This window comes from Onishia niordana (assembly GCF_004798965.1).
Classification (GTDB): Bacteria; Pseudomonadota; Gammaproteobacteria; order Pseudomonadales; family Halomonadaceae; genus Onishia; species Onishia niordana.
The window spans coordinates 691747-708823 of the sequence record NZ_SDSD01000001.1; the positions used below are offsets into that span (position 1 = coordinate 691747).

The 17077-nt window shown below is 58.3% G+C and carries 17 protein-coding genes; 9 read left to right on the top strand and 8 right to left on the bottom strand.

The window, feature by feature from the left end; all coding sequences use genetic code 11:
* Positions 1–36: 36 nt before the first annotated feature.
* Both ETC27_RS03005 and ETC27_RS03010 read right to left on the bottom strand, forming a co-directional pair.
* A complete protein-coding gene (locus ETC27_RS03005; protein WP_205742685.1) occupies positions 37–804 on the bottom strand; it encodes a class II aldolase/adducin family protein in 768 nt (255 codons plus the stop codon).
* A 52-nt stretch (positions 805–856) separates the two neighbouring features.
* Positions 857–1813: an NAD(P)-dependent oxidoreductase gene (locus ETC27_RS03010; RefSeq protein ID WP_136253478.1), complete on the bottom strand. Its 957-nt coding sequence runs from the start codon at positions 1811–1813 to the stop codon at positions 857–859.
* A 263-nt stretch (positions 1814–2076) separates the two neighbouring features.
* On the opposite strand from ETC27_RS03010, the gene ETC27_RS03015 reads away from it, so the two are divergent.
* The 3 genes from ETC27_RS03015 (at position 2077) to ETC27_RS17505 (ending at position 4391) form a co-directional block, all read left to right on the top strand.
* The gene (locus tag ETC27_RS03015; protein ID WP_136253479.1) at positions 2077–2304 is read left to right on the top strand and encodes a hypothetical protein; all 228 of its coding nucleotides are present in this window, start codon (positions 2077–2079) and stop codon (positions 2302–2304) included.
* A gap of 249 nt (positions 2305–2553) precedes the next feature.
* A complete protein-coding gene (locus ETC27_RS03020; protein WP_439331786.1) occupies positions 2554–4191 on the top strand; it encodes a sodium:solute symporter family protein in 1638 nt (545 codons plus the stop codon).
* Positions 4192–4262: 71 nt separating this feature from the next.
* On the top strand, positions 4263–4391 hold the full coding sequence (locus ETC27_RS17505) for a putative transporter small subunit (protein WP_240724772.1): 129 nt from the start codon (positions 4263–4265) through the stop codon (positions 4389–4391).
* A gap of 145 nt (positions 4392–4536) precedes the next feature.
* On the opposite strand, the gene ETC27_RS03025 is transcribed toward ETC27_RS17505, so the two are convergent.
* Positions 4537–5118, bottom strand: coding sequence for a helix-turn-helix domain-containing protein (locus tag ETC27_RS03025; RefSeq protein WP_136253481.1), 582 nt, complete (start codon positions 5116–5118; stop codon positions 4537–4539).
* Positions 5119–5236: 118 nt separating this feature from the next.
* Between ETC27_RS03025 and rhtA the strand changes: the two genes are divergently transcribed.
* From rhtA to ETC27_RS03055, 6 genes are all read left to right on the top strand, one after another.
* A complete protein-coding gene (gene rhtA / locus ETC27_RS03030) occupies positions 5237–6115 on the top strand; it encodes a threonine/homoserine exporter RhtA (RefSeq protein WP_136253482.1) in 879 nt (292 codons plus the stop codon).
* 155 nt (positions 6116–6270) lie between these two features.
* Entirely contained in the window at positions 6271–6876 is a 606-nt protein-coding gene (locus ETC27_RS03035) for a sigma-70 family RNA polymerase sigma factor (RefSeq protein WP_136253483.1), read from the top strand.
* Complete coding sequence (locus ETC27_RS03040) at positions 6873–7706, top strand: anti-sigma factor (protein WP_136253484.1); 834 nt, start codon at positions 6873–6875, stop codon at positions 7704–7706. The genes ETC27_RS03035 and ETC27_RS03040 overlap by 4 nt, the downstream gene beginning before the upstream one ends.
* A 110-nt stretch (positions 7707–7816) precedes the next feature.
* Positions 7817–8248: a DUF7282 domain-containing protein gene (locus tag ETC27_RS03045; RefSeq protein WP_205742670.1), complete on the top strand. Its 432-nt coding sequence runs from the start codon at positions 7817–7819 to the stop codon at positions 8246–8248.
* A 280-nt stretch (positions 8249–8528) separates the two neighbouring features.
* Positions 8529–9953 carry a DNA-3-methyladenine glycosylase 2 family protein gene (locus ETC27_RS03050; RefSeq protein ID WP_136253485.1) on the top strand — a complete coding sequence of 475 codons (1425 nt, stop codon included), beginning with the start codon at positions 8529–8531 and terminating at the stop codon, positions 9951–9953.
* On the top strand, positions 9943–10434 hold the full coding sequence (locus tag ETC27_RS03055) for a methylated-DNA--[protein]-cysteine S-methyltransferase (RefSeq protein ID WP_136253486.1): 492 nt from the start codon (positions 9943–9945) through the stop codon (positions 10432–10434). Before ETC27_RS03050 ends, ETC27_RS03055 begins: the two co-directional genes overlap by 11 nt.
* A 765-nt stretch (positions 10435–11199) precedes the next feature.
* Here ETC27_RS03055 and ETC27_RS03060 read toward each other — a convergent pair.
* The 5 genes from ETC27_RS03060 to ETC27_RS03080 all read right to left on the bottom strand — a co-directional run bounded on the left by ETC27_RS03060 (position 11200) and on the right by ETC27_RS03080 (position 16861).
* On the bottom strand, positions 11200–13185 hold the full coding sequence (locus ETC27_RS03060; RefSeq protein WP_136253487.1) for an ATP-binding protein: 1986 nt from the start codon (positions 13183–13185) through the stop codon (positions 11200–11202).
* Positions 13185–14390 (bottom strand): SIR2 family protein, encoded by a 1206-nt coding sequence (locus tag ETC27_RS03065; RefSeq protein ID WP_136253488.1) that lies wholly within the window; start codon positions 14388–14390, stop codon positions 13185–13187. The genes ETC27_RS03060 and ETC27_RS03065 overlap by 1 nt, the downstream gene beginning before the upstream one ends.
* Before the next feature lie 108 nt (positions 14391–14498).
* On the bottom strand, positions 14499–15074 hold the full coding sequence (locus tag ETC27_RS03070) for a hypothetical protein (RefSeq protein WP_205742671.1): 576 nt from the start codon (positions 15072–15074) through the stop codon (positions 14499–14501).
* A gap of 100 nt (positions 15075–15174) precedes the next feature.
* On the bottom strand, positions 15175–16095 hold the full coding sequence (locus ETC27_RS03075) for a nucleotidyl transferase AbiEii/AbiGii toxin family protein (protein ID WP_136253489.1): 921 nt from the start codon (positions 16093–16095) through the stop codon (positions 15175–15177).
* Positions 16085–16861 (bottom strand): type IV toxin-antitoxin system AbiEi family antitoxin domain-containing protein, encoded by a 777-nt coding sequence (locus tag ETC27_RS03080; RefSeq protein ID WP_136253490.1) that lies wholly within the window; start codon positions 16859–16861, stop codon positions 16085–16087. The genes ETC27_RS03075 and ETC27_RS03080 overlap by 11 nt, the downstream gene beginning before the upstream one ends.
* Between the last annotated feature and the right edge of the window lie 216 nt (positions 16862–17077).

Genomic DNA, 17077 nt, shown 5'->3' on the forward strand with positions numbered 1-17077 from the left:
CGCGGGGTCGCCACCCTCCCCGCAACCTGCCCCTGACTAGCTCTTGTAGCCGGGATCCAGCGCCTCAAGGGTGCGCAGATGCGCCGACCATTCCAGTTCGAGATCACCGTCCTCGTGGATCGCCTGATCATACTGGCGCGCCACATGCCGCGCGGTCTCCTCCGACACCAGCCGCAGCGGCTGGCCCGTGGACTGGGCCGCCACCTGCAGCTCGCAGGCGCGCTCGAGATAGAACATGTTGTTGAACATCTCGGCGGCCGAAGCGCCGGTGGTCAAGAGGCCATGGTTGCGCAGCACCAGGGCGGGGTTGTCGCCGAGGCTCGCCACGATGCGCTCCCGCTCGGCGAGGTCCAAGGCGATGCCTTCGTAGTCGTGGTAGGACACCCGCTCGTGGAACTGCAGCGCGATCTGGTTGAGCCGCGTCTGCAGCCCCTGCTCCAGCGACGACACCGCCACCCCGGCGCGGGTGTGGGTGTGCATCACCCAGGCCGCCTCATGGCTGGCGCGGTGGATGGCGGAATGGATGGTGAAGCCGGCCGGATTCACGCCCTCCGGGCTGTCATCGACCTTTCGGCCGTCGACATCGATCTTCACCAGCGAGGAGGCGGTGATCTCCTCCCAGCGCCGGCCATAGGGGTTGATCAGGAAATGGCCGTCCTCCCCCGGCACCCGGGCGGTGATATGGGTGTAGATCAGATCCGTCATGCGGTAATGGGCGGCCAGGCGATAGCAGGCCGCCAGCGCAATGCGGGTCTCGCGCTCGGCGTCGCTGATGGCGGGGCGATGGGGTTGATCGAGACTCATCGGAAACTCCGTGGCAGATGGGGACATGGCGGGACGTGTCAACGCTGGAGCGTCAATAGCCCAGGGACCGCTCGACGGCCAGGGCCAGCGGCTCGCCGTCGCGCAGGGCGCGAGCGGTGTCGAGCACCTGGCTCGCGACCACCTCGGGCAGGGAATCGCTGGCGATATGCGGCGTGAGGCGCAGCCGCTCATCCTGCCAGAAGGGATGCTCGGCGGGCAGCGGCTCTTGCCGGAAGACATCCAGGCTCGCCCCTGCCAGCTGGCCCCGATCCAGCGCCGCGATCAGGTCGTCCTCGACCAGGTGCTCACCGCGGCCGATCTGCACCAGCCAGGCGCCCTGGGCGAGGGCCGCGAACAGGGTCTTGTCGAGCACGTTCTGGGTAGATGCCGTCAGCGGCAGCACATTGATCAGATAATCGGCGCCCTGCGCCGCCTCCATTACGGCGTGCTCGCCGGTCAGATAGGTCACGCCATCCAGCGGCGCCTCTGGCGGACGGCGACAGGCCACGCGCACCGAAAACCCGAGCGCCGTCAGCGCCTGCACCACGGCGCGCCCCATGGTGCCATGGCCGAGCACCGCGACCGTCGCGGCGGCCGGTGCGCGCATCGGCAGCGGCGCCCAGTGGGCCCTGGCGGCGTTGCGTTCAAGCGTCGTGAACTCGCGTTCACGGTGGAGCACCTCGTGGGCCGCGAAGCCGGCCATCAGGTCGGCCTGATGCGGGTCCCGCACCCGGGCGATCTGGACATCACCATCAAGCCCCGGATGAGCCATCAGGGCCTCGACGCCGGCAGCGATCGACATGGCAAGCTCGAGATTCGGATAGGCCGCGAAGGCCGTCTCGCCGGGCATCCAGCAGATCGCGAAGCGGACCTCTTCGGGGTTGTCGATCTCGTGGGGGTGGCGCAGAACGACGTTATCGGCCCCCGCGCGCAGGGCGTCGCCATAGCTGACCTCCAGGTCGAAATCGTCACTCAGATAGACACCCAGGATCGGGGGCGCATGGGTCATGTCACTTCCCTCGGTTCATGTACGGGACAGGCAGGGACTGGCGTGCAGCCACTGTTATTCAAATGTATAGTAATGCAGGTGCCGCGCTCATGGAATCCCGCTGGAAGCTCCCCGGGAATCGCCGCCGAGCCACTCGATGAAAGACGACATCGCGTCCCGGCCAACGCGGCCAATGCGGGCGACTCGACACGTTCGCAGAGAGTCCCGACCGTTGTCCTCAAACTGGAAGCTGATTGGACATAGTCAATCCAAATGATTAAGGTATGGACCTTCGTCGGGTATCCGCCTACCTGCGGCTTTCCGACAGGCCATCGGCCCATCGCATCAATCTCGCTTCATCGGTGACGCACTCGGCCACAGCATTCTTGGCCGCCGAGGTCAGCGAACAAGAGGGAACCCATGTCGACCCCCACATTTTCTCAAGGGCACTGCATGCCACGTCGCCCGCCACCATCCTGCCTGCCGGGAAGCGCCTGATCGGCGATTCCTGATCGGCTCCCTCTGGGCCGATAGCCCGGGACCTCATGCGCCTGCGTCATCTCGCTGACGCCGCATCGCCGCCGCCCCATCGCGATCCTGAAACGATCCAACGACGCAGCCTCTGCGGGCCGCCGTTCGTCTCTGCCTTGCGTAGAAGACAGTACGACCGGCTGACGAGTGACTGCGCTTCCATCAACCGAGGAATGCCCTTGAACAGCCTGTCTCTACACCAGTTCTCGACCAGCACCGTGCTGCTGTTGATGTTCGCCTTCTACGGCGGTACCTACCTGCTCACCCTTGGCATCCGCAAGAAGAAGGAAGACGCCGACGCCTACATGGTCTCCAACCACCGCATCGGCTTCGGCATCGGCGCGGCCAGCATGACCGCCACCTGGATCTGGGCCGCCTCCTTCTACGCCGCGGCCACCTCCGGCTACACCTATGGCGTCTCCGGGCCCATCCACTACGGGCTGTGGGGGGCGCTGATGATCCTGTTCATCTACCCGTTCGGCCGGCGCTTTCGCAAGCTCGCTCCCAACGCCCATACCCTGGGCGAGCTGATCCACGCCCGTCACGGCAGCTCCAGCCAGCTGATCCTCGCGCTCTCCAACGTGCTCGGCAGCGTGATCAGCCTGATGGTCAACTTCACCGCCGCCGGCGCGCTGGTCTCGGTGCTCTCGCCGCTCTCCTTCCAGGCCGGGGTGATCATCGCCGGCGTGGGCGTGCTGCTCTACACCCTATGGTCGGGCTTTCGCGCCTCGGTGATGACCGACTTCGCCCAGCTGGTGGCGCTGATGGCCATCGCCGTGGTGATCATCCCCGCCGTGTTCTTCGCCATGGGTGGACCCAGCGAGCTGGTGGCTGGCCTCGACAACCTGACGGCCGAGCAGGCCGACTTCTTCTCGATGGATGCCATCCTCAACCAGGGCGCGCCCTTCTTCGTCGCCGTGCTGGCCTACGCCATCGGCAACCAGACCATCTCCCAGCGCCTGTTCGCGGTCAACGAGGAGCACATCAAGCCGACCTTCATCACCGCCACCATAGGCTACGGCGCCATCGTCATTGGCCTTGGCATGATCGGCCTGATGGCCCTGACGCTTGGCATCCAGCCGCTCGACGGCGACATGAACAACCTGATTCCGCAGATGGTCTCGGGCTACCTGCCGCCGGTGTTCATCGCGCTGTTCTTCGTGCTGGTGATCGGCTCGCTCTCCTCTACCGCCGACTCCGATCTCTCGGCGCTGTCCGCGATCATGATGGCCGACGTCTATGGCAAGAACATCGCCCGCGGCAAGGCCGACCCCAAGCGCATGCTGCTGGTCGGTCGCCTGACCATGATCATCGCCACCGCGGTGGGCATCGTCTTCGCCAGCTTCTCGCTGGACATCCTGGTGATGCTGGTCTTCGTCGGCGCCCTGTGGGGGGCGATCGTCTTCCCGGTGATCGCCAGCTGCTTCTGGAACCGGGTGACCAACGCCGCCTTCACTACCTCGGTGCTCATCGCCATGATCACCTTCTGTGTGGCGCGCTTCGAGTGGCTGCCCATGAGCGGGCTGACCGCCCTGGCCTTCGAGGGCCTGGCCAGCATCGGCGGTGGCATCATCATTGCGCTGATGGTGTTCGGCTTCCTGGGCCGTGCCGCCGGGCTGATCGCCGGGGTGCTGGCCATGCTGGCCTTGCTGGTGTTCGCGACCGACTTCCTGCGTGACTACACCGTGCTGCTGGCCTCGCTGACCGCCTACGGCACCAGCACCCTGGTGTGCGTGGTGATGAGCCTGATGAGTAGCCAGCGCTTCGACTTCGACACCATCGGCCAGCGCGTGGGCGACTACGACCAGGCGGCCATTCCGGCCGACGAGGACGCATCCCATGGCGACCTGGCCGGCGCCACCCGCTGAGCCTGTTACTTCGATAGGCCATATCCATGCGGGCGCCGGCAGGCCGGTGCCCCACCTAAAGGAGATCGTTTATGACCACGCTTTACGCCTTCTACGTGCTGATCTGGCCCGCCCTGACTCTCGGCGTGCTGGTGCTGATCTGTCGCGCCGTGCTGCGCGACCGTCGCGACGCCCGCCGGGAATCCCGCGAGCTGGTGTAACCCTTTCGGGGGTGATGCTGCCGGCATCGCGCCCACGAGCCGCCGCACCCCGCGGCGGCTCTCTGCACTCCGGTTCTCTTCCCTCCTGCGCTCTTCCTTCTGGTGCTCTTCCCTCCGGCGCTGTGGGGCCCTTGCGAGCCTGCCTTCAGTGCAGCACGTTGCGAATGAAACGCAGCGTAGCGTCACTCTCGTTGCAATAGGCGTAGGGCTGATCACTCGGGAAGACATGAAATTCGCCCTCGGCGAGGGTGCGCGTCTCTTCGCCGACACGCAGCGTCAGGGTTCCCTCGACCACCACGATCATCTCGTGCCAGCCCGCGGCGTCCGGTTCGGAGGAGTAGCACTCGCCCGGCGCCAGCTGCCAGCGCCACAGCTCGACTTCCCGGGTCGCCTTGCTGGCCAGCAGGCGACCGTAGCTTTCCGCCGAACGCCCCGCCCAGGCGATCTCATCGATATAGGCGGAATCCTCGGTCTCCGGCGGTTGCACCAACACGTGGAAGATCACTCCCAGTGCCTCGGCCAGCCGATCCAGCGTGGTCAGGCTAACGTTGACGTCGCCTCGCTCGACACTCACCAGCATTCGCCGGCTGACGCCTGCCGCCTCGGCAAGCGCCTGTTGGCTTAGGCCGGCAGCCTGACGCAGGCGGCGCACATTGGCGGCCACGTGCACCAGCACGTCCGGACGCGATGTTTTTTCGCCCGACCCATTGTGCAATATACTGCTCATCACTACACTTCCCGGCACTGAGACCTGTTGATCCAGATCTATTTGACTTCATCCCGTGGCACTAACGCGCGTCATTGCGTTCACGGACAACCAATCGCTATGAAAAGGAGAGCGTAGCATGAGCGCATCGATGCAGGCCCGGCTATGGCCAGTCGCGATTTTGATCGTGGCCATGACCTCGATTCAGAGCGGCGCTTCGCTTGCCACCTCGCTGTTTCCGGCAATCGGCCCGACCGGCACCACCGCCATGCGCCTGCTGATCGCCTCTATCACCTTGCTCGCCGTGCTGCGCCCCTGGCGCCGGCGCATCCATGCCCGCGGCTGGGGCACCATCGCCATCTATGGCGCAGCACTCGGGCTGATGAACCTGCTCTTCTATCAGGCACTGAACCGCATTCCGCTAGGTATCGCCGTGGCGCTGGAGTTTACCGGTCCGCTGGCCGTGGCACTGCTCAACTCCCGGCGCTGGCTGGACCTTTGCTGGGTGGCCATGGCGATCAGTGGGCTGATTTTCCTGTTGCTGCTCGGCGGCGAGAGCGGGCTGGACGTCGACCCGGTGGGCGCTGCCTACGCCCTGGGCGCCGGCGTCTGCTGGGCGCTGTATATCCTCTTCGGTCAGAAGGCCGGCACCGATCACGGCACCCAGACCGCCGCACTCGGCATCACCATCGCCGCGCTGATCTTCTTCCCGATTGGGCTCGCCGAGGTGGGCACGGCGATGTTCTCGCCTGCGATTCTGCCCCTGGCACTGGGCGTGGCGGTACTTTCCACCGCCCTGCCCTACACCCTGGAAATGATCGCCATGCCCAAGCTTGCGACCCACACCTTCGGCACCCTGATGAGCCTGGAACCCGCCGTTGCCGCCCTCTCCGGTCTGGTTTTCCTCGGCCAGTCGCTGACGCTGATCCAGTGGCTTGCCATCAGCATGGTCATTGCTGCCTCCATCGGCACCACCCTGACCGGCCAGAAACCAGTGCCAGCCGTGGCCGCCGGCTGACCGGCCCCGGCTTACAAACCCAGGCTTGCCGACCCACCACATGAATGGGCTCAACACCTTGACCGGCATACGGGGGAAGCAGCACTCTTGCCAGGATACCGTCAGTCTCGATTAGCCGTTGAATGACTCTTTGGCCCTCCTCAAGAGACCCCTTTATGCCAGATGCCTCACGGCCTTCATCGCTCCCCGATACCGCAACGCCGCCACCTGCCTCATCTGCCGGCATTCAGCACATCCATGATCTGCTGCATCGTGTGGCACAAAAGGACCGCCAGGCCTTTTCACGCCTCTACGACGCCACATCGGCGAAACTTTATGGCGCCGTGCTACGTATCTTGGGTGACCGAGGCAACGCCGATGACGTGCTGCAGGAAGCCTACGTGCGGATCTGGCAAAAGGCCGCCCTCTTCGATGCCGAGCGTGCCTCGCCCATCACCTGGATGGTGACTATCGCCCGCCACCTCGCCATCGACGAGCTACGTCGCCAACCCAAGGCGGCAGGTGATGCCGAAGAGGCTCTGGCATCGGTACCTGCCGAGGGCCCATCCGCTCAGGATGAGCTCCATCAGGAGCAGGATGCGCAGCGCCTGTATCGCTGCCTCGACACCCTCGAGGAAGGACGACAGGACATGGTCAGGCTCGCCTATCTGGAAGGGTGGTCGCGGGCCGACCTGGCCACACATTTCGACCAGCCGGTAAATACCGTCAAGACATGGCTGCATCGAGCACTGAAGCAGCTGAAGGGGTGCCTTGCATCATGACCGAACATGACGACTTGGACATGCTGGCCGCCGAGTACGCGCTAGGCACCCTGGACGCCGATGCGCGCGCCGAGGTCGCCATGCGACGCCACCTGGAACCCGAGCTGGACGCGCTGATTCTTGCCTGGGAATCACGCCTCGCCCCCCTAGGTAATGAGGTGGCAGCGGTGGCGCCGGGCCCTGGCCTTCGCGAGAGAATCGTGCAGCGCATCGACGCGATCGAAGCCGAGGCCCGCTCATCACAAGCGGCCCCCGAACAACGAGAGACGAGCGTAACCGACACGACCGGCACGGCTGACAGGACCGATCAGAGTCCGCAAGGCGACGCGCGCCAACCCACGAGTGCGCAGGTGGTGAACCTGCGGAAGCGGTTGGTGCGTTGGCAATGGGGTACCGGGCTCGCAAGCGCCGCCGCGCTGCTGCTTGCCGTGATTCTGATCGCCCCCATGGGCAGTGCTCCCGGCGAGCCCTCCTTCGTCGCCGTGTTCCAGGAAGATGATCGCCAGCCGGCCTTCATGCTATCCGTCGACCTTTCCAATAAGCAGTTAAATGTATTGCCGGTCTCCGCCGAGCCGCTCGCGAACAAGTCCTACCAGCTGTGGATCAAGGACGACTCGCTCGGGCCCAACCCGCGCTCGGTCGGCGTGCTGAACGACGACCTGAGCCTGGATGCCGACGCCCTTAGCGACTACGACCCAGCGCTTCTGAAGCGCGCGACCTTCGGCATCAGCATCGAACCCAGCGGCGGCTCCCCTACCGGCCAGCCCACCGGCCCCGCCATTCATGGCTATCTCTACCCCACCGGCCAGGCCGGGGCTCAGCGGCTGTAATTTTTTTCACCTGACCTGAAACCCGGCGCAACCTCCTTACGTATCTATCAGCACACCCACTCAAGCCCCTGGGCTTTTGTGGGATGTGCCCAAATATCAAGGAGAGAAAGATGATGAACAAGCTAATGGCAAGTGCATGTGTATCCATTTCTCTACTCGCCGGCGCCGGTTTCGCACAGGCGGCCGACCATTCAGACATGCACCCGCAGGTCTGGGCCGATGATCAGTCCGTATCGGGCGGTACCGTGACGGCAGAGAAAGTCACGGCTGAACAGAACGGTTGGCTGGTCGTACACCGTACGGGTGAAGACATGAAGCCGGGCCCGGTGGTCGGCTATGCGCCGCTCAAGGAAGGCGAAAACATGGACGTCACCGCAATACTTACCGAAGAGGTCACGGCCGGCGATCACCTGATGCTGATGGTGCACAGCGAAGAAGGCGGCATGAAAACCGGCGGCTTCGAATACACCCTAGGCGCCAAGGAAGACGGCCCGATCAAGATGGATGGCAACCTGGTCATGAAGGTTGTTACCGCCGAATAATTCCATCGTTTCATCGCGATACCTCGGGGCCGCCTTTAGCGGCCCCTTTTCGTTGCCGCTTATTCCCTCAGTTACACTCACCTCCGCTCTACCATCCGGCACGGATTCAAGCAGGGCGCGATTAAGGCCAGCAGCATCGTCCTAATCGGCTCCTGCATGAATGCGGTTATGCATGGCCACCAGGTCGGCCACCTTTGCGGCATAGACGTCCGATTCCGGCGAGTCTCGTGACTCCTGCGCGTTACACTGACGGTGACACGTCGGACACAGGAGCACCGACATGCTGGATTCCGCCGAATGCCGTCAGGCCCGCCTAGCGCGTGATGCCCGCTTCGACGGCCGCTTCGTGGTCGGGGTGACCACCACCGGCATCTACTGCCGGCCGATCTGCCCCGCCAGGCTGCCCCAAGAAGCCAACGTGCGCTACTTCGACGGCCCCCTGACCGCTGCCGAGGCGGGTTTCAGGCCCTGCCTGCGCTGCCGGCCGGACAGCGCACCGGACTCCCCCGCCTGGCGCGGCACCCGTACCACGCTGGAACGCGCCCTGCGGCTGATCGATGACGGCGCCCTACGCGATGGCTCGCTGGGTGATCTTTGCGAGCGCCTCGGTGTCGGCGAACGTCACCTGCGGCGGCTTTTCCAAGACGGATTCGGCGTCTCGCCCAAGGCTTACGCCCAGTACCGCCAATGCCTGTTTGCCAAGCAGTTGCTGCACCAGACCGCGCTGCCGATTACCGACATCGCCTACGCCAGCGGCTTTCGCAGCCTGCGACGCTTCAACGACGCTTTCGTGACCCGCATCGGCCTGGCGCCGCGGACGCTACGCCGCACGGCCAAGGGCAGTGACAACGCCGGCCAGTGCAGCGAAGCGCTGACGCTGTGGCTGGCCTACCGCCCGCCCTATGCCTGGCCGGCGATGCGCGACTTCCATGCCGGCCGCGCGATTCCCGGTTTGGAGTGGGTCGGCGACGACCACTATGGCCGGCATATCCGCTGGGGCAATGAGAAGGCCATGGCGAAGGGCAGCTTCACCGCCGAACACGTACCACAGCGCCACGCCTTCCGGGTCCGGCTCGAGCTCGACGACCTGCGCGCGCTATCGCCAGTGGTGAGGCATATTCGTCGGGTGTTGGACCTGGACGCCGACACTGGAACCATCGAGGCTCACCTGGCCAACGCCTTTCCCGATCTCGCGCTTATCGAGGGACTCAGGCTGCCCGGCATCTGGTCGCCCTTCGAGGCTGGAGTACGCGCCATTCTCGGCCAGCAGGTCTCGATCGATGCCGCCCGGGGCCTGGTCACCCGGCTAGTCGAGGCCCTAGGCGAGCCGGCCGGCTCTCTAGGCCGGCACTTCCCGACGCCTAACGCCGTCGCCGAAAGCGAACTTAACGAACTACGCATGCCCGGCGCCCGCAAGGCGACCCTCAAGCGTTTCGCCAGCTGGTTCGCCGAGGGCAAGGCCGACGAAGACCCGCTGGCCTGGACATCGCTCAAGGGCATCGGGCCCTGGACGGCCCATTACGCGGCGCTTCGCGGCACCAGCGCCCCTGATATCTGGCTGGACGGCGACGCCGGCGTGCGCCGCGCCCTGCCCCGCCTGGCGGGCGCCGACCCGGCCCGAGGGGCACCCTGGCGCAGCTACCTGACCCTGCAGCTATGGTCGTACGACCCCGAAGCCACGAGGAGCCGAGACAATGCACGATGACGCCCTGGACTATTTCCGCCCACCGGAAGCCGAGGCGCTTGGCTTGATTCGCCTGAGCGCCTCCGACGCCGGGCTGACCAAGATCGCCTTCATCATGGAAGAAGATGAACCGGCCCGGCCCAACGCCCACACCGAGCAGGCCTGCGCCCAGCTTACCGAGTACTTCGCGGGCAGCCGCCGGATCTTCGAGCTGCCGCTGGCGCCGAAAGGCACCGACTTCCAGCGCCGGGTCTGGCAGGCGCTGGCCGGCATTCCCTATGGCGAGACGCGCAGCTACGCCGAAATCGCCGAGCAACTTGATTGTAAGAGCGGTCAGCGTGCAGTGGGCGCGGCCATAGGCCGAAACCCACTGGCCATTGTGGTGCCCTGCCACCGGGTGATCGGCAGCAACGGGCGCCTCACCGGCTACGCCGGCGGCATCGGCCGCAAGCAGTGGTTATTGGCGCATGAGAACGGCGAAACAGCCTTCTCAATCAGCTGAGCCAAGCGCAGGAACGTTTCGCCGTCCTGACCTGCGCCAGAGAGTTCCTCAGTGAAATCCAGGTGACCACGCGCGAGGCGAAAATGTCTGCCAATCATCTAGCCAAAGCATTCGAATTCCGACCAAGAAGTACTAAGGAACGAGCTGGATAGTTGTTGAGTACAGGAGGATAACGGAGAGGTAAAAGCGGATTAAGTAGCTAGTTATTAATAGGCCAAGTAATAACTAGATCTAAGAACCAGTGATCAAGAGCTGGCTTTTAAAAAAATAAGCTACTGAAAGGCAAGGAAAAGCAACCGAAATCTAGCGAAAGGTACAGTTCTTTGGAATCAGTAGCTTAGCGAAAATTGAGGATAGCACACGAAGCTGGTATGTGTACCGATGGTGTACCTGTGTGCTCAGTATTAACCTGCCATACGGTCAAAATGGTTTTAGGTAGGAATTCAGCATGACGTTAGAAGACTCTGGGCTGGCCGGGCGTACGGCACAAACAAAGATAACGTATTCGTCGAGCTGAATGGAGATGATGAAGCCTTGACCGGGACGCTTCATCTGAACGAGCATGGCACTGGGCTTGTGGTTTATGAAGTGCCTCCTCCATAGCCGGACAGGCTATATCGCAGCTATGGAGGGGGTCACTTCATCACTGTATAGTCATGGCGAATCCATCTCGTGTTTATTATTATCTGGCGAGATCAATCAACATGAAACGTCACCCTTCCTACCACCTCTAACTGACACCATGTGGTAGCTTCTATCCTATCACTAAATCAATCCATCAACATCTTTATCCAAATAATGATAATTTTTTTCCCCAAACCATTCAGTCGGGATATGACAATTTTCACTATCTGGCTCTGGATAAGCTCTATGCACTTTCAAATAAAGAGGCAATGGAACACAGTTACCAAAAATTAAAGCATCACCAGGCATTGCTTGCTTAACTTTGCTGGTCAGATCTTCCGAAAAAAATGGTAGAACTGAACAAACAAAGCGCATATCAATCTCATTCTGTATCCTGTGCACTAGAAAATTTCCACACTGGGACAACACTGTCTCAGACAACTCAGATGGCCTTTGTGAAGAAACCAAGAGATAAAAAGAGTATTTTCTACCCTCCCTTGCAACCTTTTCAAAAATATTTTCCCGCAAATAATAGCCTGCATTTTTCTTTATATATCTATGTGCTTCATCCAGCACCAAATGAATTGGCTTTGATCTTCTCTCTTCGTTCTTAAGCTTTTTCCTTTCTGAAAACATCAATCTTGTTACGACAGACGTGAGAACCTCTAGTGTATCCGGGCCAAGTTCACTAACATCTATTATGACCACTTGGCTCTTGCTCTGACCTTCATCTCCAGACCAAAAGTAATTCATATATCCTTCTATTGACTTATCTCCTTTTAGAGGTTCCCTCATAAACCTACAATCTGGATTTTGTAAAAAATAGTCTAGCCTCGTCAGCATTGTTGCGGTATATTCTCTTACTCGACGATTGCCTCGCGCATCTTCTTCCAATAAAACCAACTCTGCAGCTATCCTCAAAAAACTAGAGTCAAAAAACTCGCCCTCCTTAAATCTTGTGTTAATCACATACAAATAATCCTCCTGATTTATCTGGTTCACCAAGCTTTCAAGACAATCTTTAACTCTACCTTTGTTACTACCGTAATCGATACCGCAAGAATTAATAAGATCCGTTAATACCTGTTCTACTCCATGCAACTGACACACCGAATAGATTACCGAATTTCCTCTAACGACCTCCCGAATCTTTGAAAGAACACTAGAGGCAGCGGTAATATTTACTGTATCCGATTCTGCCTGGCTAGTTATGCTATTCACTATTTCAAATATTTTTGCTTTTAAATAGTTCGCCATTAGGGGAGAATAATTATCGTTAGCGTCTCCCATTTTGTAAAAGCGATAGCATTCTTGTAAGACTTTATCCCAGAAAGGCCTCTGAGTGGCATCAGTAGCTAATAAAAAAGAGCACCATTCATCTAGAGTCATTAAGAAATGCGGCATTCCAAAAGGAACGCAACCAGGCTCACTTTCCTCTCCCGAGACTGGCTTAAAACACTTCACACTTATATCTTTATTAACTGCCCACTCAGGAAAAGCGTTGCCATACTCCCCATTGACATCAAAAACAATTACTCGTGAGCCTACCGCAGCATTGCTCTCCTTTTTTAGAATGTCTTGCAAAATATGTGAAACAGTATTTGACTTACCGCTACCGCTATTCCCTAACACCGCCGAGTGAATATTAAAAAAATTATTTATACTTATATATATTGGATAGTTGATTAAATTTTTGCTTTCACCTAGATAAAAATACTCATGAACTCTTTTCTTACTTTCCTCTTTTTCCTTGCATAAGCCAAGGACCGACTCCATGTCTATGTGAGTAACAATCTCGACATCGGTGTATATACTTGGAAAGACACCAACCCCTAAAGAAAATCCACCATCCCTTGATATTGTTCCAATTGGCTTTAGAACCAACTCTCTTTTACCGTCTACATCAAATGCTTTCTTATCATTGTATTGATCGCTATCGAAAATAGCAGATATTTCACAAACAACTTTTTCACCCACAGCATTTTTTGTTTTAAGGTAGCCACCTATATTACCAAAGTAGTATACAGTACCTTCCAGATTTACTGAACCACCCTTAATCGTTGAATGCACAAGAACACGGAATTTATCATAACCAACCAAAACTATCTTACCTATTACCTCTGTCATTAACTACGCCTCCCGAAGCCAGCTTCCTGCAAACCATTCACGAAGTCTTCGAGGAGGCTAGTTTCTGTTGATACGTCCAAATCTGGAATCACGTTTTCGACCAAGTATTCAAAATAATGTATCTTAATTTTCTTGCCACTCACGCCTTCCTCTATCTCACCGAATAACGAATAAACTCTATTATCATCAACTCCGCAAATAGGCTTGTCCATATAGTTACCAAAAAGAACAATACTCAATGAAGAGTTTGCACTCAAAGCTTGATAGATAGCGTTGTTTATATGTTCATCACTAAAACTATAACCAACCACGAACAACACGCTATTCTTTAAGAGCAGCTTTCTCTGGAGCTCCCTTATTAAGTCAGAGTATGGGGCTCCCAAACTCTTGTTTTGCTTTAATGGCGTTGGATATACTAAAACATTATCACCTGAAGAAGGCTCTTTACCCTGTACATCCACTTCCTCAATATTGAAATATGAATTGGAGTCACTTGTCTCTTTCCAACTTATAGATCCATGCAGCTTGTATAGATACACCATGCTACTTACAGGCTCATACTTATCGTACTCTGTCTCTAGTTTTTTTGAGTAAGTATAATCAAACCTTGCAGGATTAAAAAATTTCCTTAGCCCGCCTCCGAAACCATTATTGTAGTCAATATTAAGACTATCTAGGGAAGTCTCGTTAAAAAGATCGTTATTAGTTGTAAAAATATTGACTCTAGGATAATCCTTGTGCCTTCTCGCTACTTTCTGATAAAACTTCTTATATGATGAGAGGGTATCTTCGGATGACTCTGAACCAAGATCTACATTTATTTCTTTAAATATCGTATCCTCTATTAATTCAACAAGCTCATCAGCGCTGCCATCTATTCTTCCGGTACCCTGTAGGTAAGCTCTCTGAGAATAAAGAACTCCTAATATTTCCTCCAAATCATTACCTTTCTGTCCTATGATTTCCTGCATAATCTCTATAAGGTCGTTCCTCTCGCCTTCCTCTAGCTTATCCACTACTGAGTGCAACATTTCCTTCATTGTTGGGATCGCTCCGGAGCTAACCCCTGAACCAAAAAGAAAGTTTATATTCTTAATATTAAAAAAATCACTTATTTTTTGCCTCACATACTCTAACTGCTTTTCATTGTCCTCACTTTTGTTTAAAGCATTTCTAGAACCTTGAAGAAAATTAATCTCTGCCATACCCCCTCCTACGCTGTATTTTTAATTCCGATTAAAGCATCAGCCACTATGGTAATTAGATAACCCGAACAATCGGTGTCAGACACTCATTAATACAGAGGTGAAAAATTACGTACTTGACCGCACACGTCCCCCGGTCTTTCCTGCTAGTAGCTTCAGGATGAGCAACGCAAATTGTCTACCAGCATCCTCATCCTCCAGCAGCTGCACGCTGAGCTTCTCGTGGCCGCTGAGGGCATCAAGCACGGCGTCGGTAACCTTTTTCGGAAATAGGCCGTGCATCACCTGGTCTTCGCTGTAATTGCGCACCTGGGTCATCACTGCTGCGTCACGCTCGATGCGGTCGGCAATGCCACTGGCGAAGTGCAGCTTGTCATCGTCGCTGATCTCGGCGCCGTAGAGGTCGTTGTAGCGGTTGATGATCTCGGCGAGGCGTTGCTTCTCGGGATCGCGGGGCTTGCCTGAGCCCACCTCGCTGACCGGGGTAAGGCCGTAGTCACCCTCGGCCTCTTCCAGGCGCAAGAGCTTCTCCTCGCGCTTGGTAAGGTGGTAGTAGGTCAGATCCAGCTCGCTGGCCTCCTCCCCCTCATGGGCGTAGCCGTAGTTTGCTCCGGCCTGCCAGCGGTGGAGCGTCCTGGCCTCGGTGGTGTCCTGCTTGAACTGAGCTTCCCTGCTACCCACCATGTCACCTCCTGCGCCTGGCGTAATTATGTGTAACAGCCTATCGCCTCAGAGATATAAGGAGAAGTCGACTTAGGCCGTTAAACCGCCAGGGCACATCGCATCATTGGCGAAGCTCGCCCAAGGCCTGCTCCAACCGCTCCAGTGACTGATGGTGCTTGTCTGGGTACATCTGATGAATATTGGCGAGCTTCCAGCGCACGGCAGGCAGCCGTTCGACGCCCGGCAGCGGAAGTAGCGCCCAGTCAGGCGCTCCCTGCTTGAAGGAAAGCAGGAAGCGAGCGTCTTCATCCGTCATCAGCTGGCCCAGCCGCGTCAGGAGTTCATGACGTACGTCTTCCAACTTCTGCAACGGAATATCGGCCCTGGCCATCCCGACAAACTCCTGTCGGTAGACGTCGTCCAACGCTTTCATCCGCGGGTTGATCACTTCGTTCAAGGGCCTGGGGTGCCCCAGCAGATAGACCAGGAAGCCTTCGAATACGTTTCGATCCAGGCCCCCCTGGTCCAGAAGCAGCTTCACATCGAAGAGGTCCCTGGGATGTTGGCGATCCAGCGCGGCGCAGATCTTGCCGCCATACACGTCCGGTAGTGACACCACCTGCACCGCCGCAAAGCCATAATCGTCTTCCACGGCTTCAACGACATCGCGCTCCTGTGGCGGGTGAAGGGTGCCACGCAGTACCGGCGATACCTCCACTTTCACCTGGCTATTCCCTCGGCGCACCAGGATCCTCAGCTCGTCTCGGCGATTATCCTGAAGCTCGGCCTGCACGCCTGGCATTCTGGCACTGAAGCCCTCTGCCAGACGCTGCAGCGCCTCGCGGCAGCGTCGCAGGGCCTCGTCACGGGGCTCCAGCGGCAAGTAGGCCAGGTCGATATCGACCGATAGGCGAGGTAATGGCTGCACGAAGAGATTGATGGCCGTGCCCCCCTTCAGTGCGAGACACGGCTCGTCATTGAGGAATGGCAGCAGCGAGACCAGCAGCCTGACTTGTTCGTGGTAGCGAGCTTCAATCGGCATGCAGGAACGTCTCCGGCACCGTCACGTGATATTCCCGGTCCAGCTTTCCGCCCTGGCAGAGCTGCCGCTTGCCTTTGCCGAGGTCCAGTCGGCGTGGTTCCAGACGACCGTACCAGGCATGCCCGGCGTGGCGAGCCAGTACCAGGAAAGCCCGCTTGGTTCTCACCGAACGGCATCCCTCCAGCAATGCCTGCAGCCGGCGCGGACGCAGCGTATTGAGTCCGCCGAAGGTATCCACTATCTCGCTGCCGAACAGCAGCACATTCGGCGTCACGGCGATCCACTCCAGGACCGCCCGCTCGGGGGTCGATACCTGCAAGCTGAAGGCCCTGCCCTCCGGCGTATAGACCGTGAAGCTGCCGGGAAGCTGCGCTGGAAGGCCCTTTTCAGAGTGGAGCACCATCCGCTCTGCCCACTCGGCATCACTCAACCACCGGGGCAGCCGAACGGCTTCCTTGCCATACAGGTGCGTCGTGCTCTTCCCCATGGGCAGATAGTGGGCAAAGCCCTGTAGTGCCAGGGCCGTCTGGCCACCCGGCCAAAGCGGTGGTAAGCCCGTGTCGTCGCTCGCTTGCAGGGCGAAAACAGCGCTCTCCCAGGTGAGCGGCTCCCCCGCTTGGCAGTAGGCGCCGTGCCCCACGCGCTTAAGCCAGCCACTGCCGGCCAGCTTACGCGCCTGATCTGAGGTGACGCCGTGTGATGCCAACCAGGCGGTCGTCACCACGGCACCATACGGGATCTTGTGCAACAGCTGGTTTATTTTCACGCCAAAAAGCGGCCTTAAATTCCGTTTTCATTGCGAATGATAAACCACAACGGTTTATCTTCAAGCACAGAATCGCCATATAAGGACTATTGGTGATGATTGTCAGCTACATGGATCGAATGAATAACGGCTAGAACGACTAACTATAAGCTTCAGCTGAGCGCGCTAAAGCAGCGATAGGCACTTCGATGGAATGCGTGAGGAATCAATTTATCC